20 protein-coding genes, 1 other RNA gene and 1 pseudogene are annotated in these 22,340 nt (G+C 41.2%); 17 read left to right on the top strand and 5 right to left on the bottom strand.

Annotated features, from left to right (window positions below; genetic code table 11):
• Window positions 1-53: 53 nt before the first annotated feature.
• From ACY8D0_RS18685 to ACY8D0_RS18675, 3 genes are all read left to right on the top strand, one after another.
• Window positions 54-752 carry a DnaD domain-containing protein gene (locus tag ACY8D0_RS18685; RefSeq protein WP_462412005.1) on the top strand — a complete coding sequence of 233 codons (699 nt, stop codon included), beginning with the start codon at window positions 54-56 and terminating at the stop codon, window positions 750-752.
• A 199-nt stretch (window positions 753-951) separates the two neighbouring features.
• Complete coding sequence (nth, locus tag ACY8D0_RS18680; RefSeq protein ID WP_462412004.1) at window positions 952-1,614, top strand: endonuclease III; 663 nt, start codon at window positions 952-954, stop codon at window positions 1,612-1,614.
• Complete coding sequence (locus ACY8D0_RS18675) at window positions 1,607-1,972, top strand: YpoC family protein (RefSeq protein ID WP_462412003.1); 366 nt, start codon at window positions 1,607-1,609, stop codon at window positions 1,970-1,972. Before nth ends, ACY8D0_RS18675 begins: the two co-directional genes overlap by 8 nt.
• Window positions 1,973-1,985: 13 nt before the next feature.
• On the opposite strand, the gene ACY8D0_RS18670 is transcribed toward ACY8D0_RS18675, so the two are convergent.
• Together ACY8D0_RS18670 and recU are read right to left on the bottom strand one after the other, a co-directional pair.
• Window positions 1,986-4,538: a transglycosylase domain-containing protein gene (locus ACY8D0_RS18670; RefSeq protein ID WP_462412002.1), complete on the bottom strand. Its 2,553-nt coding sequence runs from the start codon at window positions 4,536-4,538 to the stop codon at window positions 1,986-1,988.
• Complete coding sequence (gene recU, locus ACY8D0_RS18665; protein WP_462412001.1) at window positions 4,531-5,160, bottom strand: Holliday junction resolvase RecU; 630 nt, start codon at window positions 5,158-5,160, stop codon at window positions 4,531-4,533. The genes ACY8D0_RS18670 and recU overlap by 8 nt, the downstream gene beginning before the upstream one ends.
• 186 nt (window positions 5,161-5,346) lie before the next feature.
• Between recU and ACY8D0_RS18660 the strand changes: the two genes are divergently transcribed.
• The 3 genes from ACY8D0_RS18660 (at window position 5,347) to ACY8D0_RS18650 (ending at window position 7,532) form a co-directional block, all read left to right on the top strand.
• On the top strand, window positions 5,347-6,327 hold the full coding sequence (locus ACY8D0_RS18660) for a DUF2515 domain-containing protein (protein WP_462412000.1): 981 nt from the start codon (window positions 5,347-5,349) through the stop codon (window positions 6,325-6,327).
• A 409-nt stretch (window positions 6,328-6,736) separates the two neighbouring features.
• The gene (locus ACY8D0_RS18655) at window positions 6,737-7,009 is read left to right on the top strand and encodes a hypothetical protein (RefSeq protein ID WP_462411999.1); all 273 of its coding nucleotides are present in this window, start codon (window positions 6,737-6,739) and stop codon (window positions 7,007-7,009) included.
• Window positions 7,010-7,157: 148 nt separating this feature from the next.
• The gene (locus ACY8D0_RS18650; protein ID WP_462411998.1) at window positions 7,158-7,532 is read left to right on the top strand and encodes a DUF1798 family protein; all 375 of its coding nucleotides are present in this window, start codon (window positions 7,158-7,160) and stop codon (window positions 7,530-7,532) included.
• Between the two features lie 15 nt (window positions 7,533-7,547).
• On the opposite strand, the gene yppF is transcribed toward ACY8D0_RS18650, so the two are convergent.
• Window positions 7,548-7,754, bottom strand: coding sequence for a YppF family protein (gene yppF / locus ACY8D0_RS18645; protein ID WP_462411997.1), 207 nt, complete (start codon window positions 7,752-7,754; stop codon window positions 7,548-7,550).
• A 185-nt stretch (window positions 7,755-7,939) separates the two neighbouring features.
• Between yppF and ACY8D0_RS18640 the strand changes: the two genes are divergently transcribed.
• Together ACY8D0_RS18640 and ACY8D0_RS18635 are read left to right on the top strand one after the other, a co-directional pair.
• Window positions 7,940-8,482 (top strand): YppG family protein, encoded by a 543-nt coding sequence (locus tag ACY8D0_RS18640; RefSeq protein WP_462411996.1) that lies wholly within the window; start codon window positions 7,940-7,942, stop codon window positions 8,480-8,482.
• A gap of 338 nt (window positions 8,483-8,820) precedes the next feature.
• A pseudogene (locus tag ACY8D0_RS18635) lies at window positions 8,821-10,188 on the top strand (IS1182 family transposase).
• A 287-nt stretch (window positions 10,189-10,475) separates the two neighbouring features.
• On the opposite strand, the gene ACY8D0_RS18630 reads toward ACY8D0_RS18635, so the two are convergent.
• Entirely contained in the window at window positions 10,476-10,961 is a 486-nt protein-coding gene (locus ACY8D0_RS18630) for an Hsp20/alpha crystallin family protein (protein ID WP_462411995.1), read from the bottom strand.
• 185 nt (window positions 10,962-11,146) lie between these two features.
• Between ACY8D0_RS18630 and hcp the strand changes: the two genes are divergently transcribed.
• The 9 genes from hcp to ACY8D0_RS18585 all read left to right on the top strand — a co-directional run bounded on the left by hcp (window position 11,147) and on the right by ACY8D0_RS18585 (window position 22,054).
• On the top strand, window positions 11,147-12,436 hold the full coding sequence (gene hcp / locus ACY8D0_RS18625; protein ID WP_462411994.1) for a hydroxylamine reductase: 1,290 nt from the start codon (window positions 11,147-11,149) through the stop codon (window positions 12,434-12,436).
• Between the two features lie 195 nt (window positions 12,437-12,631).
• On the top strand, window positions 12,632-14,935 hold the full coding sequence (locus ACY8D0_RS18620; protein WP_462411993.1) for a DEAD/DEAH box helicase: 2,304 nt from the start codon (window positions 12,632-12,634) through the stop codon (window positions 14,933-14,935).
• Window positions 14,926-16,194, top strand: coding sequence for a ribonuclease H-like domain-containing protein (locus ACY8D0_RS18615; RefSeq protein WP_462411992.1), 1,269 nt, complete (start codon window positions 14,926-14,928; stop codon window positions 16,192-16,194). Before ACY8D0_RS18620 ends, ACY8D0_RS18615 begins: the two co-directional genes overlap by 10 nt.
• Window positions 16,195-16,536: 342 nt before the next feature.
• A complete protein-coding gene (locus ACY8D0_RS18610; protein ID WP_462411991.1) occupies window positions 16,537-16,905 on the top strand; it encodes a CotD family spore coat protein in 369 nt (122 codons plus the stop codon).
• 129 nt (window positions 16,906-17,034) lie between these two features.
• Window positions 17,035-17,592 carry an SLOG family protein gene (locus tag ACY8D0_RS18605; RefSeq protein WP_462412503.1) on the top strand — a complete coding sequence of 186 codons (558 nt, stop codon included), beginning with the start codon at window positions 17,035-17,037 and terminating at the stop codon, window positions 17,590-17,592.
• A gap of 127 nt (window positions 17,593-17,719) precedes the next feature.
• A complete protein-coding gene (gene gpsB / locus ACY8D0_RS18600) occupies window positions 17,720-18,022 on the top strand; it encodes a cell division regulator GpsB (protein WP_462411990.1) in 303 nt (100 codons plus the stop codon).
• A gap of 79 nt (window positions 18,023-18,101) precedes the next feature.
• An RNA gene (gene rnpB / locus ACY8D0_RS18595) (RNase P RNA component class B) lies at window positions 18,102-18,500 on the top strand.
• A 184-nt stretch (window positions 18,501-18,684) separates the two neighbouring features.
• On the top strand, window positions 18,685-19,833 hold the full coding sequence (locus ACY8D0_RS18590) for a THUMP domain-containing class I SAM-dependent RNA methyltransferase (protein WP_462412502.1): 1,149 nt from the start codon (window positions 18,685-18,687) through the stop codon (window positions 19,831-19,833).
• Between the two features lie 286 nt (window positions 19,834-20,119).
• Window positions 20,120-22,054: an ATP-dependent DNA helicase gene (locus ACY8D0_RS18585; protein ID WP_462411989.1), complete on the top strand. Its 1,935-nt coding sequence runs from the start codon at window positions 20,120-20,122 to the stop codon at window positions 22,052-22,054.
• 47 nt (window positions 22,055-22,101) lie between these two features.
• On the opposite strand, the gene ACY8D0_RS18580 is transcribed toward ACY8D0_RS18585, so the two are convergent.
• Window positions 22,102-22,335, bottom strand: coding sequence for a DUF2249 domain-containing protein (locus tag ACY8D0_RS18580; RefSeq protein ID WP_462411988.1), 234 nt, complete (start codon window positions 22,333-22,335; stop codon window positions 22,102-22,104).
• Window positions 22,336-22,340 lie beyond the last annotated feature (5 nt).

Below are 22,340 nucleotides of genomic sequence, written 5' to 3'. Positions count from 1 at the left end.
ACACTTACTTGCAATACTGGTTCATGTTATACTAACTAGGAGGTGTCTAAAAAATGAAGAATACGCTATTAACCTGGCTTGAACAAGGTTCCATTACGGTTCCTGCTCTTTTATTTTCTGAATATCGTAAACTGAATTTAACCGAAACAGAACTTGTTTTGTTACTGAATATATTGGCCTTCATAGAAAAAGGCAATTCTTTTCCTACACCCGAACAACTGTCTGACAGGATGACCGTTTCGATTGCGGAGTGTAATGATTCCCTTCGCAGGATGATCCAAAGGGGGTTCCTTGAAATCATCGATGAGTACTCAAATGAAGGTATACGATATGAAAAGTATTCCATAAAACCTTTATGGGAAAGACTAATAGAGCAGTTCCTGCTCTCGAATAAGGAGGGACAGGAGGCAGCGAAAAAGTCGGGAGAGACAGATCTTTATACCTGCTTTGAGCAGGAATTCGGACGTCCTTTATCTCCTTTTGAATGTGAATCCCTTGCCATGTGGCTGGACGATGACCACCATGACCCTGTTATTATTAAAGCAGCTTTAAAGGAAGCCGTTATGTCCGGAAAATTAAATTTTCGCTATATTGATAGAATTCTTTTTGAATGGAAGAAGAATGGCATTAAAACAATTGAACAGGCTAAAAATCATGGCCGAAAGTTCCGCCAATATCAGGCGCAAAAAGGGAAAACGAGAGATGAATCCAATCAGCCGACGGTCCCTTTTTACAATTGGCTCGAACAATAATCCTAAAAAACGAGAGACTGCTCTCGTTTATTTTTCTTTCAAACTAAGACCAGTGAAATTATTGTTATCTTTTAAACACAGTTGATTGGAGTGGATAAGCTCGACCCCTGCGGCAGTACGAGGCAGGGGAAAGGGGGCCCCTTGAGCGGAAATCAACACCCAATTCTAACAGAGTCAAACTTTAAAGAAGGTGAAAAAAATGCTAAATAATTCGCAAATCCGTTATAGTTTAGACCAAATTGAGGAAATGTTTCCCGACGCGCACTGCGAATTAAATCATTCCAATCCATTTGAGCTCGTCATCGCCGTTTCTTTATCCGCTCAATGTACGGATGCGCTTGTCAATAAAGTAACAAAGGAATTATTCAAAAAATATAAGACGCCTGAGGATTATTTGAGTGTACCGCTAGAAGAACTGCAAAACGATATACATTCAATAGGACTTTACCGCAATAAGGCAAAGAATATTCAGAGTTTATGCAGGATGCTGTTAAATGAGTATGATGGTGAACTGCCGAAGGATCGTGATGAGCTGACTAAGCTGCCCGGCGTTGGCAGAAAGACGGCAAATGTCGTCGTGTCGGTAGCTTTCGGGATTCCGGCTATTGCCGTGGATACGCATGTGGAGAGGGTAAGTAAACGCCTTGGAATTTGCCGATGGAAGGATTCTGTCTTAGAAGTTGAAAATACATTAATGAAAAAGGTTCCTAAATCCGAATGGTCGGTTACGCACCATCGGTTAATTTTTTTTGGCAGATACCATTGTAAGGCTCAAAATCCCCAATGCCCAAGCTGTCCTTTATTGGATTTATGCAGAGAGGGCAAGAAGCGGATGCGAGGGAAGGTTACCATTCATGAATAATCGGCAAGAGACGTTTGAAATGATTTTGTCAGAATGGGACGGAATAAACCAAGGCCTTCAGAGGGTTTTTAGGGAACGGGAGGATAGAAATGCTGATGCGATGATGAAGCAAGGGATCTACCTATTTATCCGTTTATTATATATCACCAATGAACTGGAAGATGCTCCCCATTCCCTTTTGCCTGTCCCTTTTCCTCAACTAAAGATAAAACCAATTAATTTGGAAGAGAGATTGGAGTTTATAAAAAAGAGACCCGGTTTATTTCATTCCTATCGCCAGCTATCCGAACTAATGATTGAATTGGAAAAGCTATATGTCAAAGAAAGCATAAAAAAATCGTCCAGGTCGAAATCCTAGACGATTTTTTTATTTATGTTCCATTGCCACGGCCGCTTTGGGTTCCGGGAGTTATAACGGGCGGTGTGACAGTCCCTGAACCATTCCCATTACCTTGACCGTTGCCATTCCCGTTGCCATTCCCGTTGCCATTGCCATTCTCATTGCCATTTCCGTTTCCGTTATTACCGCCGTTTCCTCCATCATTTCCCTGGCCATCACTTTCAGGCAGAGGGATATCGATAGAGGCCGATACAGAATCACTCTGGTTACTTCCGCTAATAGCGGTAATCGTAAATGAATATTTTTCACCGGGGTTGGCTGGAAGACTCAAATGATTTTCTGTTACAACGGTATGTTTTGAACCAGAACCGTTATCGTAGGAGACATCAAATTGAACGGTTGCATTCACTGCATTTTTATATTCCCATGTTAAAGTGATTTGCTTTGACGCGGCATCATAAGTAGCAGCCGGGTTAACAGGGGTCTCAAGCTTGTTATACTTTTCAGAAACTGTTTTAGGGGCATGCCCTTTAACTACATATTCCGTAATGACTTCACTATCCGGAGTGTATTCACCTGCTAGTGCAGGAGGCATTGATCCTTTTTCAATCCTAACCTGCTGGACACTATCGGGCATCGTGAAATCCGGTGTTTCAATATCTTTAGATACGTACGTCATTAAATTCTTAAATATCATTTGGGCGATCCTTTGGTTGTCACCCTTAGCTTCAATCGGTGTTTTACGATCACCATATCCCGTCCAAATCGATGCCGTGTAGTTGGTGGAATAACCAGTGAACCATGCGTCAGGGACAGAACTGCTGCTTTTGATTCCCCATTGTTTCATTTCGTCGACTGTATAGTTGGTAGTTCCTGTTTTCCCTGCAACAGGAACGCCAGGCACATTGGCCCTGGTACCGGTTCCTGGGGAGACGAGTACACTTTTAAGCATACTTGTAATCATAAAGGCAGTAGAATCCTTCATGGCTACCTTTGGTTCTGGCGCAGTATCCATCACTGTACCATCACGAAGTTCAATTTTAGCAACCGCATGTGGTTTGGTATATATCCCGTTATTGCCAAATGCACTGTACGCTCCTGCCATTTGAAGCGGAGATACCCCAACCGTTTTACCCCCAAAACCACCAATGGCATATGATTCATATATTTCCTTTAAAGGTATGCCTAAATTGACAGCAAAGTCCTTTGCTTTGTCAAGTCCTACTTGCTGTAACGCTTGGACTGCCGGGGTATTCCGGGATAATTGCAAGGCAGTCCGGATCGTCATGGCTCCCAGATATTTGGAGTCCCAGTTCCCAAATTGTTTACCAGAAGAGTAGGTAATCGGCTTATCCTCAATCATTTGATAGGTGCCCCAATTTAAGTATTCGATGGCTGGGGCATAGTCTAGGACAGGCTTAATGGTGGAACCAGGCTGACGCTGGGATTGAATAGCATAGTTAAAGCCGCGCTTCTGCCGGTTTCTTCCTCCCCCAATTGCCCGGATTTCTCCTGTTTTTGTATCAAGCAGAACAATCCCTGCTTGATACTGATCGTCCGGATAGTTAATGATTTCATCGGAGTTCAAAATTTTATCCACATATAATTGGGCATTTGAATCCAGCGTTGTATAAATGGTCAAACCATCTGTGTTAATATCAAAGTCAGTATTATTATTTACTTCCGATATAACCTGGTCAACAAACGAATCATAAGGTTTGTCGTTAACAGTACGCTGTTCCGGTTTTAAAACAGTATCGGCCACTTTTATTTTTATTGCTTCTTCCATCTCATCTTTTGTAATAAACCCATGCTGCTTCATTAATGATAAGACAATATTCCGGCGTTTTTCCGCTAAGTCCGGATTTGTAAAAGGATTGTAGTTGTTGGGACTTTGGGGCATTCCGGCAATTTGGGCTGCTTCCGACAAGGATAAATCTTTTAATTCTTTGCCATAATAAATTTTAGCCGCCGTAGCCATCCCATAGCTGTTCTCTGATACGAAGACCTTGTTAACATACATTTCAAAGATTTGGTGTTTGGTATATTTTTGTTCCAACTGATAAGCAAGCCATGCTTCCTGAACCTTACGCTTTATCGTTTTCTCATGTGTCAAAAACGAATTCTTGACAACCTGTTGGGTAATTGTACTGCCGCCTTCAGCACCAAAACCTTCCCTGAAATTGGCGATGATGGCGCCTCCCAAACGGATCGGGTCAATTCCGTGATGCTGATAAAACCGATAGTCCTCTGTTGCCAAAATTGCATTTTCAAGCACTGTCGGTATATCATCATAGCTGGCATATTCCCGATTGACGGCACCAACCTCGGTAATGGTTTTGCCGTCTTTATCTAAAATCTTCGAAGGGATAGGATCTTTTAATAATTTCGGGTCAAGCTCGGGCGCATCCTTCACCAAGTAGGCAACAGTTCCAACCCCAGCAAGTAAACCGACAAATCCAAGCATGACCAGAGATAGGAAGATTTTTATTGCAAGTCCTCGTGGCTTTTTCTTGGGTTTTGGATTGCCGCTTTTTTGGAGTTTCTTACGGCGTTCCTCCCTGGATTGAAATTGTTCAGCCATTGGAGGTTCCTTCCTTTCCAACCAAATCTTCTAAAACTTTAATATAGTCAATTCTAGGTTGATATCCCAGTGGGATATAATGGCCATTTTCTTCAATTTCTTGTTTTGTGATGGACTTTCGGCCTCCATTTATCATTCTGTTCCAGTAGGTCAATAAGTGCTTTGCTCCAAGCAGGTATACTTGATCAAATTTGGTAAATCGAATGATGACAAAACAAATTCCCCTGTGATTTAATACTTCCTCCATATGGGAAATCTGATGCTGATGGAAATTTTTTAACGGAAACGATGTTGGATTTTGTGTTTCCTTTGCCTCAAAATCAATATATTTTCCTTTGTATACACCATTATAGTCAGTAGTGGAAGCAAGTTTAAAGTATGCCTCTTTTATGACAGCCGCGCTCCGTTTGGGGTAATCGACCTGCACAATCTGAATCGGTGTTGGTTTTTTATGGATAACCGCAATTTTTTGATTCCGATAGTATTCATTGGTTTCATTTAAGTCTTCTTCCAGTGTCATCCCACGATTACTAAAAGTTCCATTCTTTTGATTTGTCACTTTTAACCTGGGTTCCACTTGTCTTTGAACATACTTTTTTCCGTTAGGATAATTCACACTCATGATATGCACCTCTTTAAGACATGCCTTAGATACCAAATCATTGGAAAATTCGCTGAATAGAATAACTCATGTTGAAAACTCTAATAATAATTGTACCGTTATTGTCAAGAAAAGAAATGATACATATTTCTCAGAGGATATTTGTCTTACCTTGATAAACTATTAAATTCGTGAAGGAAAAACGATATGAGTTATCTTACATTACATGAACAGAACATCATTAGTCAAATTAGAGAAGAAACAAAAAAGAGAAATATTGATAATATTACCAGAACCAATGGCTATTTTTCCTATTTTAAAAAGCATCCTGATATCATTTGGTCTTTTCTTGCCAGTATGGTGTCAAGGAATGGCGGTTGGAATATGTGTGATTTAGAAGGCTCCATTTTTCGCCAGCTTCTTTCCTCTCAAGTAAGAAAGGAACTGTTTATGACCTATGAACGGGCCAATTGGCTTATTTTTCATGATGCCTATCCCCAGCTGCTGCTCTACCATTACTCGACGAAATTAAACCGTCCCCTGTTTCATTTATTTCCGTATTTTCATATATCCCGGTTTATTCAGAAAGAATGGCAACATTATTGGCAGACCAAAGATATTGACAGGCTGACCACCGCACTGATTATTAATGAACAGAATGTGATACAGAATCCTGTCATTGAACATCCCATTTATAAAAGTAAAGTGTTTCATTCATTTGTTTTTAATTTTCAGGATTGGCTTCATTTTAGTTGCGTTTTGTTTCCAACATGCGGCGGAGAGGTGTATGGGGCTAGTGTAAATGGCTTTAGATCCCTTTCTAAGCGGATTGGACTGGGAAAAAGATTGGTAAGGATTTTGTTTCACCCTCGGCTTTTTCCCCATTTTTTTGAGTTTGCGGATAAAACCCCCCATACTGGTTCGCGGTTTGATTATGAGCAGTACTTTAAAATCAGGACGGCCGGAAAAACCCCTATGCTTCGGGCAACTTTCCCTGTTGTAAAACACCATCAACACGAATACGTAGACTGGAGCAAACATCATCATGTATCGCCATTTTGGCTGCATGCACCTGCTGCTCGGTTCAAACATCCTATTCACCTTACCGATTGGTACTATGCGAAGTCCGATCAACTTCAATTATTACTCGCGCTAAAAAAAGTATTGGACATAAAAAAATGGAAATGAAAAAGCAAGGAACGGTATCCTTGCTTCTTTCATACCCATTATTCTGCAGGGCTATTTGGCCCCTCCAGCTTTTTATCGCCGTACCCAACGCGCTTTTCAGGTTGTGACGGCTTTGCTTGATTTTTGGTTTGACGATTTTTTTTAGACATTAAAACCACCTCCATTACTAGCTTGTACGAAATTGCATTTTTCATGCGAAAGAGAAAATGTCGAATTAAGGTCAGGAAAATTGCTATTTGCCACTTTCTTTAGCGAAACACTTCTAGTTTTGTCAATCATGAAGGAAGCGTAATAAGGAAGGAGAATTATTGTTAATAAAGCATATTGTCCTGACCTTGTTATTGTTGTTCCCTAGTGGAATGGAAAGGGAATAATTTTCTCTGGCATAAAAACATGAGGAGGGTTCTTGATGTATAAACAACCTAATGAAAAAGAAAAGCTAATGGCCAAACTGGCTGGGATTTATGATCAATTGGAAGAGTTGGATGGTGTTCTTGAAGCATCATTCTCAGACCGGCGTGACGAGCTGGATGCGCAGGAGCAAGGGAAAATAGCAATGCCTGCAAGAAAACTCTCTGCCCTTGAAAACATTTATAAACACTCCCCACTTAAGGAAGATATCATAATAAATCCACATTCCGCCAATGTATCTTCATCCTTAAAACTTGAACTTGGTTTTTGAAATTCGTTATGATATAAAAGAGCAGCCGATTTCAATAGCTGCTCTTTTAATTTATCGATGTGTTAAATGTTAAGGTTGATTTTTGTAAGCCAGTTGATGGGAGCGGAAATTAACACAGCAAATTAAAAAAGGATTGAAGGGAATCATAATGGAGGAAAGACTCCTTGAATTAACAGAAAAACTTTTAACATATAATCAGTTATGTTTAAAGTATTACCAAGAAGCTCGGGAAACACAACAGCAACAAGATTTTTATAAAGTCATAAAACCATTTGCAGACGAAGTAAAGTGCGTAAAAGAGGAATGGCAGGTCATGATGAATGACTGGCTAAAAAGAAATACTTCCAAGTATATTCACCTCAAACAAATTGACACGACTTCAGAGCATATCGAAAGAAATTCTATTCAGGCATTTTTTCCTGGAACTAGCAAGAAGATGTTTTTAAATGCCAATCGGACCATTGAATATTTTCTTACCGAGGTATTAAATGAATTGAGCCAAAAGGAAAGAGATGCCGATTAGCATCTCTTGTAAATTTTATTTAGTATTCTCGATGAGGGAGTCTTGCTCGAAAGGCGCTTTAGCACCTTGGCTTTCTAATTCAAGGACAAGCTGGCGATATTCTTTGATAGTAATTTCGTCATGAATATAGGCTTTCTTAGCAAAATCCATTAGTGCATTTACATCTTCGGTACTATAGTCCCGGGAAAGTAAAAACTTACTTTTTAATTCGCGAACGTCCATGTAATTTTCCTCCTTCACCATTTTCTTTATCGTAACATAGAAAAGAAAAATTCCTTGTTTTTATAAAATTTAAACTTTAGACAAAATTCAAGCGGAATAGACAACTTCAGTCATCCTTTTTGATTCACCTATCGGGGGAAATCTTCATACTGTGTAGCAGATAAAGAAAGAGGAGATGTTTGCCCGTGTTTGGTACCATGAGCCCTAATAATCGATTCTTTTATGGATCTTCGGGACAGGCGATGCAGCCAAATATCGAAAATACAGCTTGGAATAATCCATTCGGGTGGCGCCAACAAACTTACCCATTCTATCCACAAATGGCTGGAAACGGGTGGATGAATCCCCAACCATATCCTTATAGCTCGCAGGCAGCCCAGCCATTTGCCCAAAATTACGGAACAGGAACACCATATTTGGGTATGCCATACCAACCATACTCAAATAAGGATTCACAGTTCTTGTTCCAAAACCCTTTACAGCCAAAAGATGAAACAATTCCCCAGCCTTATATGCCTATGGGCGGGTATCCGAGTATGAATCCATATCCCAAGCAAAGTTTCATACCGAAACAACCAAATGGGATGCAATCAATCATGAACTCATTCAAGTCACAGGATGGGTCCATTGATTTTAACAAAATGATTAACACGGCAGGCCAAATGGCTAGTGCTGTTTCACAGGTGACTTCGCTGGTTAAGGGATTTGGTGGAATCTTTAAAGTATAGTCTCTGTTAAATTTGACTGTTTATTTCCGCTTCAGTCTCTCAGCGAACCCGCGCGGGCGTGACGGGGAGCCTCCTCGGCGCTTAAAGCGCCTGCGGGGTCTCTCCCCAGCCCCTTACTCCCGCAGGATTCGAGCTCATCTGCTCCAATCAACAGAGTTAAAAAAATTAACATTATCGTTTAACAGAGCCAAAGCATAAAAAGACGGCTAATACTTAGCCGTCTCAGGCTGTCGAAAAACCTTCGACAGTACTTTATTTTGTTCATTAACTTTAACAATTCACCGCGTTAATTTGTTATAATATGATTAACAAAATTATTAATAAAGTGGTGAAACCTAATGTTCAAACCTAAAGAGTCCTCTCAAAACGAATATGAATTTGTATCTATAGATGAAATGGTTCCAGACAATCACCTTCTTCGTTTAATTGATAAATATATTAATTTCTCGTTTCTTCTAGAAAAAGTACGTCCTTATTATAGTGATGATAATGGCCGCCCCTCTGATCCACTTATTCTTTTTAAAATGATGTTTATTGGATATATATACGGCATTCGTTCCGGGCGACAATTAGAAAGAGAAATAAAAATGAATATCGCTTACCGCTGGTTCTTAGGTTTGAAATTCCATGACCCAGTGCCCCATCATTCAACAATCAGTTGGAATCGCCAACATCGTTTTAAAGATACAGATATTTTTCAGGAGATTTTTGATGAAATTGTTCTACAGGCAATGAACCACAAAATGGTTGGTGGTCGTGTTTTATTTACGGATTCTACTCATTTAAAGGCAAACGCAAATAAGAACAAGTTTTCAAAGAAAGAGGTCGAAGTAGAGACTCGCGAATATTTTGATGATTTAAACAAAGCAGTTGAGGAGGATAGAGTTAATCATGGAAAAAAGCCATTAAAGGAAAGAGAGGAAGTGAAAGAGACTAAAGAAATTCGCGTTAGTACAACAGACCCTGAATGTGGATTTATGTCCCGTGAAAACAAGCAAGAAATGTTCTGTTATCTTGATCACCGAACTACAGACATGAAGCTTAATATCATTACCGATGTTTATGTTACACCTGGAAATGTTCATGATTCTGTTCCATATCTGAATCGTTTGGACCGTCAGGTCTAGCGATTTGGATTTAAAGTAGAAGCCGTTGCATTAGATTCTGGTTATCTTACTAGCCCTATTTGTAGGGGACTTTCTGATCGGAAAATCTTTGGGGTAATTGCCCATAGGAGATATCACCCTACTACCGGCTTATTCCCTAAATGGAGATTTACATACGACAAGGACCATGATCTGTACGTTTGTCCCAATAGCCAAGAGTTAATGTACAAAACAACAACCCGTGAGGGTTATAGAGAATACAAGTTTGATTCAAAGAAATGTGTGAACTGCCCGCTTCTATCCCAATGGACGCGTTCAAAAAATAAGGTAAAAGTCGTAACACGACATGTTTGGGAGGAGCACAAAGAAAAGGTAAGATTAAATCGCTTATCTAAATCGGGAAAAATGCTTTATAAATTTAGGAAGGAAAAAATTGAGCGAAGCTTCGCAGACTCAAAAGAGCTGCATGGGCTTCGCTACTGTCGGTTACGGGGATTAAAGAAGGCGAGCGAACAGGCTCTTCTTACTGCCGCCTGCCAGAACATGAAAAAGCTTGCCAACCACTTAACCAAGCTGGAAAATGTGTGTGGCAATACTTAAAGTTATTTTCCCCTGTTGATTGGAGCGGAAGGTGCGAAGACTCCTGCGGGAGTACGGGGCAGGGGAGACCCCGCAGGCGCCTAAGCGCCGAGGAGACTCCCCGGCACCCTAAGGTCCGCGAAGCACCTGGAGCGGAAATCAACAGGACTTTGAGCAGGCACAATATTTAATGAAAAATCTGGTGGTTAGACTTCGACAATATAAAAAATTGCCGAGAAAGATACCCTTTCTCGACAATCTGAGACGGCTAATACTTAGCCGTCTTTTTACATTTCTAGGAGCATTCCCTATTCGTCTTCTATTTGGATCACGTTTCCTTTTTCGCGGGGAATGCGGATTTGTAATAGGCCGTCGCGATAAGAAGCTTTGATTTTCTCTTCCTTAACTGTAATCGGCAAAACAATTGTACGTGAAGACTGTTTGTGTGTATATTTGCGACGGTAAATTTGGCTGCGTTCGTCTTCAGTCGTTTCAAGTACCTTATTTTCGATGGATATAGTTAAGGAATTACCCGAAGTGTGTAAATTGATTTGTTCCTTTTTAACGCCGGGGAGTTCGGCCGATACGATATATTCGTTTTCTGTTTCCTCGGTGTTTACATGGAATCCTGGCTCGAATGGGAATGGGGTATTAAAAAACTCGTCAATGGATTGCAGAAAACCTCTTACAGGCTGTTCATTAAATATCTGGTTGATAGATTTGAAAAAATCACCAAAAGGCTCAGGAAATGGTTTCTTTCCACTATTTTTGTCGCTTGGAAGATTAGTTGACATGCTCTTTCCCCCACTTTCAAAATTCACACCATAATATATGCCGGGACACCCAATCAGGTTACGAGGACATACGGAATCTTGACAATAATATGAACACTTAATTTGGTGTGACGTTTATCACATAAATGATCTCAGCAGAAAAGGTATGCTTTTGTTGGAAGAATTTACGAGAGAGAGGGAATGCCATGTTCTGTTATCAATGTGAACAAACACCAACCGGCGGTTGTAAAGTAATTGGTGTCTGTGGAAAAGATGAAACTATAGCCAGCTTACAAGACACTATTATTTTCGGATTAAAGGGAATTGCTGCCTACCGTACCCATGCCAATCAGTTGGGATGCACGGATCCATTTGTCGATACGGTAACTCATGAAGCGCTTTATATGACACTAACCAATTCCAATTTTAATCTCCAAGAGCATATTGACATGGCAATGAAAGTAGGGCAATCAGCTGTACGCGTGATGGAGCTATTGGATAAAGCCCATACGGAACGCTTGGGAATTCCGCAGCCTATCCGTGTCAGCCAAAATAAAATTGAAGGCAAAAGCATTGTTGTCACAGGGCACAATTTATTTGCCCTGGAGGAATTACTAAAACAAACAGAAGGCAAAGGCATCAATATCTATACCCATTCCGAGATGCTTCCTGCTCATGGTTATCCGGTATTGAAGAAATATTCCCATTTAAAGGGTAATATCGGAAAAGCATGGTATGACCAGCGCCGACTCTTCGAAAAGTTCCCGGGAGCGATATTGGCCACTACAAACTGCGTTATGCCTATCAAGGGAACCTATGCTGACCGGATGTTCTCTTATGAAGTGGCTGGCCTTGAAAATGTTCAAAAGATAGTGAATGATGATTTCACTCCATTAATTGAAAGGGCTTTAGAACTCCCTGAAGCACATATTGAATCAGATGAAACATTGCTTACAGGCTTCCATCATGAAACCGTCCTTGGATTGGCTCCTGAGGTGATTGATGCTGTGAAAGCTGGAAAAATCAAACGGTTTTTTGTGATTGCTGGGTGTGACGCTCCTGGAAAAGGAGGGGAGTACTACCGTGAGCTTGCGACTTCATTGCCTCCTGAAGCCGTTATATTGACCACTTCCTGTGGTAAATTCAGGTTCAACGACGTTGACTATGGGGTGGTTCCAGGAACAGATATTCCGCGTTATATCGATTTGGGACAATGCAACAATTCCGTTTCGACAGTCAAAATTGCCATGGCATTAGCTGATGCATTTGGATGTGAAGTGAATGAGCTGCCTGTCAGCATTGTGTTGTCATGGTTTGAACAAAAGGCGGTAGCGATTCTTTTAGGATTATTCAGCCTTGGAATCCAAGATATCCGTATCGGGCCAAAACCACCTGAATTTATCTCTGAAGGTGTATTAAAAGTCCTTCAGGATAAGTTTAATCTAAAACTAATTGGCACTGCCCAAGAGGACATGCAAGAAATGCTTTCCTTGTAATCGAACCGTTGCAACCAGTTTATAAAAACACCGCAGCACACCAGCTGCGGCGTTTTTATTTTCTATGCATTTCATCGTTAACCCTGCCCATTATACCCCTGGTAAATAATACCGATGATTTTTTTACCAAAAACCAGTAATTGCTCTTTTTTCACGAACGTTTATTCGCTAAAATAAAGGCATGGGGTGAGATTCATGAAATTGAGAAAAAACCTTCAAGAAATAATCCAAGAATTGAAATCCAGCGAAATGTTTAAAGACAATATTGTGACATGGCATACCATTCCGGAAACGAAGGCTCAAACCGTGCCAATGCCGGAAAATTTGCATCCGCTATTAAAGGATGCTCTTCAACAAAAGGGGATTGAACAGCTTTATACTCATCAACGGACAGCGTATGATAAGATAACCTCCGGAAAAAGTGTGGTAGCGGTAACTCCTACAGCTTCCGGGAAAACATTATGCTATAATCTTCCTGTTTTGCAAACGATCCTTCAAAATTCAAATGCACGCGCCCTCTACATGTTCCCAACCAAAGCGCTTGCTCAGGACCAAAAAAGTGAGATCAATGAGATCATCCAAGCCGCAGGCATTGATATCAACAGCTATACATATGACGGGGACACCCCTGCCAATATCCGCCAACGGGTCAGGCAAGCGGGGCATGTCGTCATCACGAATCCGGATATGCTGCATTCCGCCATCCTGCCGCACCATACGAAATGGGTATCATTATTTGAAAACCTGAAATTTGTCGTGATTGACGAGCTGCACACGTACAGGGGGGTATTCGGCAGTCATGTAGCCAATGTGATTAGAAGATTAAAACGGATATGCGAATATTATGGAAGTCATCCGGTATTCATTTGTACTTCCGCCACTATTGCCAATCCGCTAGAGCTGGCTGAACGGTTAACGGAGGAACCAATGGAGCTGATAGACAACAATGGGGCACCGAGCGGAACCAAGCATTTTGTCTTCTATAACCCGCCTATCGTGAATAAGCCGTTAAATATCCGAAGAAGTGCCACGCTTGAGGTTAGGAGAATTGCGGGGGAACTGCTGAAAAATAAAATTCAAACGATTGTATTTGCCAGAAGCAGGGTCCGGGTTGAAATTATCCTGACTTACTTGCAAGAGTTAGTAAAAAACCAATTAGGGCCAAAATCCATCATGGGTTATCGGGGCGGTTATCTGCCAACGGAACGGCGGAAAATTGAGAAAGGTCTACGCTCAGGTGACATTTATGGAGTGGTCTCCACGAACGCACTTGAATTGGGAGTGGATATCGGCCAGCTTCAGGTCTGTATTATGACGGGGTATCCAGGCACGATTTCAAGCGCTTGGCAGCAAGCGGGCAGGGCTGGGCGGAGGCACGGTGAGGCACTTGTGATCATGGTCGCCAGTTCAAGTCCACTCGACCAATATATTATTCAACACCCGGATTACTTTTTTAATAAAAGTCCGGAAACGGCCCGAATACAACCTGATAATCTGATTATATTAATCGACCATCTGAAATGCGCCGCTTACGAGTTGCCGTTCAAGAAAGGTGAAGCATTTGGGACAGTGGAGACAGAAGAGCTATTGGAGTACTTAACAGAAGAGAGAGTCCTCTATCAAAACGGGAACAAGTGGTATTGGATGAACGATTCCTTCCCGGCACACAATATTAGTTTGCGGTCCGCCTCCCAGGAAAATGTCGTAATCGTCGATATTACCGATGTTGCCAAGGCAAGGGTCATTGGAGAAATGGACAGGTTCTCGTCCATGACACTTCTTCATGAGGAAGCGATATACTTGCATCAAGGTACCCAGTATCAAGTGGAAAAACTAGATTGGGAGGAAAAGAAAGCTTTTGTACGGGAAGTGGCTGTCGATTATTATACGGATGCCAATTTAGCAGTACAGTTAAAGGTATTGGAAATGGATAGGACTCAATCCAATCCAGCTTCTGAAGTAGGATTTGGCGATGTCAGTGTCAGGGCAATGGCCACCATCTTCAAGAAAATTAAATTTGAAACCCATGAGAATATCGGGTCTGGGCCGATACACTTGCCGGAAGAGGAGTTGCATACGAATGCCGCTTGGGTTTCATTAAATAAGCCGTTAACCGAACTTGGGCAGGAAAGAACCGAACAAGGCCTAGTCGGTGCGTCACATGCACTTAATCATATAGCTCCATTATTCGTAATGGCAGATCCACAGGATATTCATGTCATTCCCCAGGTGAAAGCGGATCATAATGAAAAACCAACCATTTTCTTCTACGACAGGTATCCTGGCGGGATTGGGTTAAGTGAAAAAATCTATGGTGATATAGGCAACGTATTTAAAGAAGCGGAAAGAATGATCACTCACTGCCAATGCGAATCAGGATGCCCGTCATGCATCGGTACCGATACCGTTAGCAGCACCGCAAAACAAGATGCACTAACCATTATTAACGCTTTTATCCCTGCATATTTTACAAACGAGGAAGTGCAGCAATGTCCTTAAAAAATAAACTAAATCGGCTAAAGCCCCATCTGTCAGTTGGGAACCAGCCTGTCCACACACCTATTAAGCCAGAACCCCCATCCATTGAGATTCCCTTTTTGGAACAGTGGAAGGCGGAACAGGTGGTTCCGTACTATTTTGATGAAAGTTATTGCTTAATCCGGGAAGTGGCCTACCCGCTTGATCAAAAGCACGGGAATTATTGCTTTCGCGATTTTCTGACCGCGGTTGATATATGGAATAAAGAAGGAATACATCATCCACTATCTGCTAAAGGTTTTCGGGCTGAGGAGTTATTTTTCTTTGATACCGAAACGACAGGGCTTGGAGGAGGGACCGGTAATGCGATTTTTTTGTTGGGCTATGCCAGCGTTTCGGGCAGGCAGCTCATTCTGCGGCAGCATATCTTGCCGCATCCGGGTGCCGAAGTTCCTTTGTACCAAAGTTTTTTAGAAAGAGTTAATTATAAAACACTAGTTACTTATAATGGAAAGTCGTTTGATTGGCCACAAGTGAAGACGCGGCATACGCTTGTAAGGGAGCATGTGCCAAAACTGCCCGAATTTGGCCATTTTGATATCTATCATGCGGCAAGGAGATTGTGGAAACACAAGCTGGACAGAATAAAGTTAACCAATGTCGAACAAGATGTACTGGGTGTGGAGCGAGCGGATGATATTCCTGGATATCTGGCACCCATGATTTACTTTGATTTCATTGAGAGCAAAAAGCCAGAAGGTATGCTGGGTATTTTAAAACATAATGAGCTGGACATATTATCACTCGTTACCTTATACACCCATTTAACTTTCCAATTATGCGGGATGGACCAAAACCAGACGAGAAAAGAAACCTATGAGGTGGGCCGGTGGTTTGCTGCACTGGGGGAAAAGCAGCAGGCCGAAAGGGTATTAACAAAATTGACATCCATTCATGATGTGACCTCGGGCAGGGCAATGCTGACTTTAGCCTATCAGCATAAAAAGGACCATAACTTTGAAGAGGCCAGAGATTTATTTTTAAAGGTGGCTGAATGTGGCGGTGTTCAAGAGAGGCTTTCTGCCTATATTGAATTGGCCATCATCCATGAACATCGTATAAAGGATTTGCAGCTTGCCCTTGATTATTGTGAAAAAGCCCTTTGTCTTGCCTCTAATAGCGGACAAGAGAAATCGCTGAAAAATACTAGTATGGAGCAGCTTGATAAAAGATACAATCGTTTGTTTCGAAAACAGGCAAAACGTTCTGGACGGGTATAGAAACAAATTAGCCGTAAAAACAGGAATTCATAAAATGTTCATAATTCCATAAAAAAATATATCTTTTCCATATTGTCTAACACGTGCTTACAGGGTAAAATATTAATTTGTGTGAAGTAATTAAACCCTGAAAATGTATGGAGCTGGGAAATATGTATAAAGCTATTTTGTTTCTGTATTTTGTTGTTGTATGTATTATTGCAGTTGTATTTACTGGATTGAAGGACAGCTTTTATTCCTTTTTATAAACGAAAAATAGGTATTTTCATTAGTACAAGAGTATCCCTTCCTACATAGGCTGTTAATGTAAGCAGAATTAAACAAAAGGAAGGAGAATAAACTATGTTTCTAGGTACTAATGTAACCCCGCCGGTCATTCATCCAACTACTAATTTTGTGAATCACACTTTCTCCACGACTATCGTGCCTCACATTCATCCAGTGCACACGACAACGATTAATCATCATTTATTCCAGCATAAACATTACTGCCCGCAGACAGCTTCATGTGCGGAGGACGTCTGCCACCAGCAGATTAATTGCTGCAACCCGTGTGCTCCTGGGATGATGCCACAAGCAGTAGCACCTGCAGCGATGCCGGCTGCAAATGCTCTGCCTAATATGGCACCTGGTTATGGCATGGGTGGCCCCGGTTTTGGTATGGGTGGCCCAGGCTTCGGGCCCGGACCATTCAGGGGTCGCAGGCCATAAGATAAGAATGAACAATGCAAGGGCTTTTTAGCCCTTGTTTTTTATTTTAATTTCATTAATATGATATGCTGACATTATAAAAATGATTGTCCATTTTTCAAAATGGAAGATAAAGGAGAGCCCGATTTGCTGAATGTTCTGGTGATTTCCGGCTATAAGCCATACGAAATGGGGATTTTCAAGAAAGATCATCCGTCTGTTATATATATAAAAGCGGCTATTAAGAAAGCTTTGCTGCCATTAATTGAAGAGGGGCTGGAATGGGTTTTAATCAGCGGGCAATTGGGTGTGGAGCTTTGGGCGGCGGAAGTGGTATTCGATCTCCAGACGGAATACCCGGAATTAAAGTTAGCCGTTATTTCCCCATTCTTGGATCAAGAAGCCACTTGGAAAGAAGATAACAAAGAGTGGTATGAATCTATTTTGATACAAGCAGATTTTGTGGATTCCATCACAAAAAGAGGATATGAAAAACCATGGCAATTTCGTTTGAAAAATCAATTTTTTATTGAAAAAAGCCAAGGTATGCTTCTGTTATACGACCAAGAAAAAGAAGGAAGCCCTAAGTATCTATATGAGTTGGCCTTACAGTATCAAAAAAATAATGACTATCCAATTCACTTAATCACCTTTTATGATCTACAAAATATTGTGGAAGAAGAACAGTTCAAACAGTCAGATTTTTAAACTATACCACATATACTTAGGAAAGGAAACTTGGTAATACTTTGTGTTTTTTCCAGATGAAAATTGACAAAACCGCTTATTTTTGAAAAAATAGAAAGTAATGATTGGCGATATCGAGGTGATTGGAATGCTGTCAGATAAAATTAAGTTAACAGCAAAAGATATTTTGGAAAAAGAGTTTAAGTCAGGTGTCCGTGGCTATAAACAAGAAGAGGTAGATAAATTTTTAGATTTAATTATTAAAGATTATGGGACTTTTCAGCAAGAAGTCGATGACCTGCAGCAGGAGAACTTAAGACTTCGCAAACAGCTCGAAGAAGCATCGAAAAGGCAGCCGGTTGCTCAGCCTGCCGGTACAACCAACTTTGATATATTAAAACGTTTGTCTAATTTGGAAAAGCATGTTTTTGGCAGTAAATTATACGAATAGCAGTTTGTACCGTGATTTCCTATTAATAACCATTGAATAACCAACAAGAAATACATATAATAATATATGTGCGTTAATGACGTTCGGGTAATTGCTGCAGCAAGCACATGTGAAACTGCAGAGGAAAGTCCATGCTCGCACGGACTGAGATGTCCGTAGTGTTCGTGCCTGGCGAAAACATAAGCCAGGGCAGTCAAGGCTCTCTTGGCTGACGGCTGGGAAAATACCTAAGTCCTATTGGATATGGTATGAGTACCTATAAAAGTGCCACAGTGACGTAGCCTTTCCAGAAATGGAAAGGGTGGAACGGGTAAACCCCGCGAGCGAGAAACCCAAATTATGGTAGGGGCGCTTTCTCTGAGGAAATGAACGAGGAGAAGGACAGATTCTTCCTGAATCTGTAGATAGATGATTACCACCATCGTACGAGACATAACAGTCGCTTGAAGTACTTTGGTACAGAACATGGCTTATAGAACGTTATTAATGGATAAGTTATTGGAATTAAATGGCTCTCCTATAGGAGGGCCTTTTATGTGTTTCAGTGATGGTTTGAATTGGTTGAAACAGTTATGAACATAATGGAATTATTAGCGCAAGCAGAAACGAACTTTATAGAACATAGCGCAAATACATATAAAGGGAATTTAAAGGGTGAAAAAATGGGAACATATAAAATTATTGCCACAGCGGCAATGGGGCTTGAGGCACTAGTGGCCAAGGAAGTCCGCGCACTGGGATATGAATGTCAAGTCGAAAATGGTAAGGTTATTTACAGTGGAGATGAATATGCCATCGCGAGAAGCAATTTATGGCTGCGTACTGCTGACCGGATCAAGATTATTGTAGGTGAATTTAAAGCCTTTACCTTTGATGAATTATTTGAAAAGACAAAAGCGTTACCGTGGGAGCAATATTTGCCTGAGGATGCGGAGTTTCCTGTGACGGGAAAGTCGGTAAAATCAAAACTTTTCAGCATATCCGATTGCCAGGCGATTGTTAAAAAGGCGATTGTGGAAAAAATGAAACAGCATTATAAGAAGTCTGGCTGGCTCGAGGAAAATGGCTCGTATTATCGAATTGAGGTGGCATTATTAAAAGATGTTGCAACGATTACAATTGATGCAAGCGGACAGGGTCTTCATAAGCGGGGATTCCGCGCCTCTCAAGGCGCAGCGCCATTAAAGGAGACGCTTGCTGCGGCTCTTGTTATGCTAACCAATTGGCATCCGGACAAGCCTTTTATCGACCCATTTTGTGGTTCGGGAACGATTCCCATGGAAGCAGCGATGATCGGACAGAATATTGCTCCAGGCTTTAATCGGGATTTTGTTTCAGAAAGCTGGCATTGGATTCCAAAAAAAATTTGGCAGGAGGTCCGGAACGAGGCGGAGGAACTTGCCAATTATAATCAGCCGCTGGATATTACCGGGTCGGATATCGACCACCGTATGGTAAAAATGGCATCGGAAAATTCCTCTGAAGCAGGATTGGCAGACGTCATTCAGTTTAAACAAATGCGGGTACAAGACATTTCTGTCAAAAAGGAATATGGGGTAATTATCGGAAATCCACCTTATGGGGAAAGGCTGGGAGAAAAGCAAGAAGTTGAACAGATGTACCGGGAAATGGGTCAGGCGTTCAGCAAGCTTGATACTTGGTCCATTTATATCCTATCTTCAAATGAAAACTTTGAAGAGCTATATGGAAAACCCGCAACAAAGAAAAGAAAGCTGTTTAACGGTTTTATTAAAACTGACCTTTATCAATATTGGGGGAAAAGACCTCCGCGTCCTGATAAAAATTTATAAAAAAGGCTTTGTTATAGGATATTATTAATTTTTAGCCCTGTTGATTGGGGCTGAAGGCGTTCGCCTCCTCGAAAATGGTACCGCATTTTCCTCGTGCGTAGTATTTCAATGTCCTGTGGGTGTACGGGGCAGGGGAGACCCACAGGCGCTTCCTGCGCCGAAAAGGCTCCCCCGGCACGTCTGCGGGTTTGCTTCTTTCGCTGCAATCAACAGTTGAAGTTTACAGAGACATAAAAAGTGGAAAATGATGGCGTCGTAGAGGCGCTATTCTTTTTGGAGGGATAAGATGCAGGAGCGCATGCCATTTACCGTTTCTAAAACAGAGACATTTTATGATCAGTTAAACCAGTGGATTGGTGATGTTTTTTACGATATATTGCCGGAATCGGGTTTTGAACTGCGTGATGAACAAATCTTTATGGCTTTTCAGTTGGAAAAGGCCTTTAAAGAAAAACAAGTGATGTTTGCGGAAGCAGGGGTCGGTACAGGAAAAACCATTGTTTATTTACTCTATTCTATTTTGTACGCGCGCTATACGAACCGCCCTGCCGTGATTGCCTGTGCGGATGAAACGTTAATCGAGCAGCTGGTGAAAAAAGAAGGGGATATTGCCAAACTGGAGCGAATACTGGGCCTGAATATCGATGTACGGCTCGCAAAATCCGAGGAACAATATTTGTGCTTGAATAAACTCGACCTCGGAAGAACCCATTTCCCCGAGGAAATCGACGATATCTATCAGCAATTGCCGGACTTTGTGCATAATGGCGGTTCCATGCAGACATTTACAAAATATGGCGACCGGCGGGAATTTCCTGGGCTGTCAGATGAAGTATGGGGATCGGTGAATTGGGACCCTTTACAGGATTGTTTTTCCTGTGAAAAGCGCCATCGCTGCGGGCTCACATTAAACAGGGAGTTTTATCGCCATGCACAGGATTTGATTATTTGTTCCCATGATTTTTATATGAAGCATGTTTGGACCAAAAATTCGCGAAAGCGGGAAGGGCAGCTCCCGTTACTTCCAGAGTATTCTTCTGTTGTCTTTGATGAGGGTCATTTATTGGAATATGCGGCCCAAAAAGCGCTCAGTTATCGCTTCACTGAATATACACTAGAATCTCTGCTCACGAGGCTGATGGAAAATGACGTTCGGGAGAGGACATTAAATACGATTGAAGAAGCCATTTTGGAAAATGAAAAATTCTTTAATTCAATCTCTCAATTTTCCTCAAAGCCTGATAACTCCGAGAAACAGTTGATTCATAAGCATTCACATGTGATGAAGGCATGCCGAAAACTGCTTATGACATTACAGCAATTAGAAGAAGAACTGGTTTTTGAGAGCGAATTATTTGTGATTAACGAATACGATTTAAAAATTGTGGAAGAGTATTTGGAACAAATCACTCATTCTTTATCCCTGTTTCTTCAGGAACTAAATGGAATAACCTGGTTTGAGGAAAACCGCGGCGAACGCACATTAGTTATCATGCCAAAACTGGTCGCGGACGTGCTTCGGGAAGAGGTATTTTCACAGAAAAAACCTTATATTTTTTCATCGGCCACATTATCTAATGAAAACTCATTTGAATATATCGCGAAGAGTCTCGGTATTACGGATTATTTATCCTTCTCCGTTAACTCTCCATTTGATTATGAGGATAAAATGGAGGTCTATCTTCCAAAGTTTCGAGAATCGGATACCGACAAAAAGTTGGAGTATCTGACTGAGCAAATAATAAAATCAGAAGGCAGGGCCCTAATACTGCTTAATTCAAAAACTGAAATGATGCAAATTAAATCCCACTTCGGTAAAGCGCATCTTCCATTCCCTGTCTATTTTGAGGGAGATGAAGAAATCAGCACTCTTGTCTCCAAGTTTCAAAACGTGGAGCAGGCGGTTCTTTGCTCGTTACATCTTTGGGAAGGTCTTGACATACCGGGGAGATCCCTTGAAAATGTAGTGGTTTTTTCCCTTCCATACCCGCCGCATGACCCTGTTTTTATCGCGAAGCGGGAAGGAGTGGAGGCTCCATTTACAGAAGTGGATTTACCCTATATGCTTCTGAGATTAAGGCAAGGGATTGGCAGATTAATAAGAAGCGAAACAGATCAAGGTACTGTGCATATTTTACTGGATAAAGATATGGATGAGACGATCCTGAAGAGAATTTATGGTGTTTTACCAGTTGAACCGAAGGAAATTAATATCATATAACAAAAAGAGGAAGCGCAATGGCTTCCTCTTTTCCTATCTCCGAATTCTTAAGAAATCTTTGTAAATGTTATTTTCCAATGTTTTTTCTCGACTTGTTCTTCTTCGTAGGTAAAGCCTTTTCCCTTTAATACGGCATATAGAGGAATTGGTGTAAATGGTGCATGAAGGACAAAGATATCGTTTGCTTGTGCATCTTTTATTGTTTCCATTATTTTTTGGAATGGTTCTATTTTGTTATTTAAGTCCTCTCTAACATCCAGTTCCATCACTTTTTGCGCCATTTAAA

It is taken from the genome of Neobacillus camarae (genome assembly GCF_054950115.1).
The sequence above is the reverse complement of the archived record's forward strand: the minus strand, read 5'-3'. Positions and strand labels throughout refer to the sequence as shown.

Bases quoted from the DNA above. Each gene is read 5' to 3' on its own strand.
- ACY8D0_RS18685 (WP_462412005.1), top strand. From the start codon at position 54: ATGAAGAATACGCTATTAACCTGGCTTGAACAAGGTTCCATTACGGTT.
- nth (WP_462412004.1), top strand. From the start codon at position 952: ATGCTAAATAATTCGCAAATCCGTTATAGTTTAGACCAAATTGAGGAA.
- ACY8D0_RS18675 (WP_462412003.1), top strand. From the start codon at position 1,607: ATGAATAATCGGCAAGAGACGTTTGAAATGATTTTGTCAGAATGGGAC.
- ACY8D0_RS18670 (WP_462412002.1), bottom strand. From the start codon at position 4,538: ATGGCTGAACAATTTCAATCCAGGGAGGAACGCCGTAAGAAACTCCAA.
- recU (WP_462412001.1), bottom strand. From the start codon at position 5,160: ATGAGTGTGAATTATCCTAACGGAAAAAAGTATGTTCAAAGACAAGTG.
- ACY8D0_RS18660 (WP_462412000.1), top strand. From the start codon at position 5,347: ATGAGTTATCTTACATTACATGAACAGAACATCATTAGTCAAATTAGA.
- ACY8D0_RS18655 (WP_462411999.1), top strand. From the start codon at position 6,737: ATGTATAAACAACCTAATGAAAAAGAAAAGCTAATGGCCAAACTGGCT.
- ACY8D0_RS18650 (WP_462411998.1), top strand. From the start codon at position 7,158: ATGGAGGAAAGACTCCTTGAATTAACAGAAAAACTTTTAACATATAAT.
- yppF (WP_462411997.1), bottom strand. From the start codon at position 7,754: ATGGACGTTCGCGAATTAAAAAGTAAGTTTTTACTTTCCCGGGACTAT.
- ACY8D0_RS18630 (WP_462411995.1), bottom strand. From the start codon at position 10,961: ATGTCAACTAATCTTCCAAGCGACAAAAATAGTGGAAAGAAACCATTT.
- hcp (WP_462411994.1), top strand. From the start codon at position 11,147: ATGTTCTGTTATCAATGTGAACAAACACCAACCGGCGGTTGTAAAGTA.
- ACY8D0_RS18620 (WP_462411993.1), top strand. From the start codon at position 12,632: ATGAAATTGAGAAAAAACCTTCAAGAAATAATCCAAGAATTGAAATCC.
- ACY8D0_RS18615 (WP_462411992.1), top strand. From the start codon at position 14,926: ATGTCCTTAAAAAATAAACTAAATCGGCTAAAGCCCCATCTGTCAGTT.
- ACY8D0_RS18610 (WP_462411991.1), top strand. From the start codon at position 16,537: ATGTTTCTAGGTACTAATGTAACCCCGCCGGTCATTCATCCAACTACT.
- gpsB (WP_462411990.1), top strand. From the start codon at position 17,720: ATGCTGTCAGATAAAATTAAGTTAACAGCAAAAGATATTTTGGAAAAA.
- ACY8D0_RS18590 (WP_462412502.1), top strand. From the start codon at position 18,685: ATGGGAACATATAAAATTATTGCCACAGCGGCAATGGGGCTTGAGGCA.
- ACY8D0_RS18585 (WP_462411989.1), top strand. From the start codon at position 20,120: ATGCAGGAGCGCATGCCATTTACCGTTTCTAAAACAGAGACATTTTAT.
- ACY8D0_RS18580 (WP_462411988.1), bottom strand. From the start codon at position 22,335: ATGGCGCAAAAAGTGATGGAACTGGATGTTAGAGAGGACTTAAATAAC.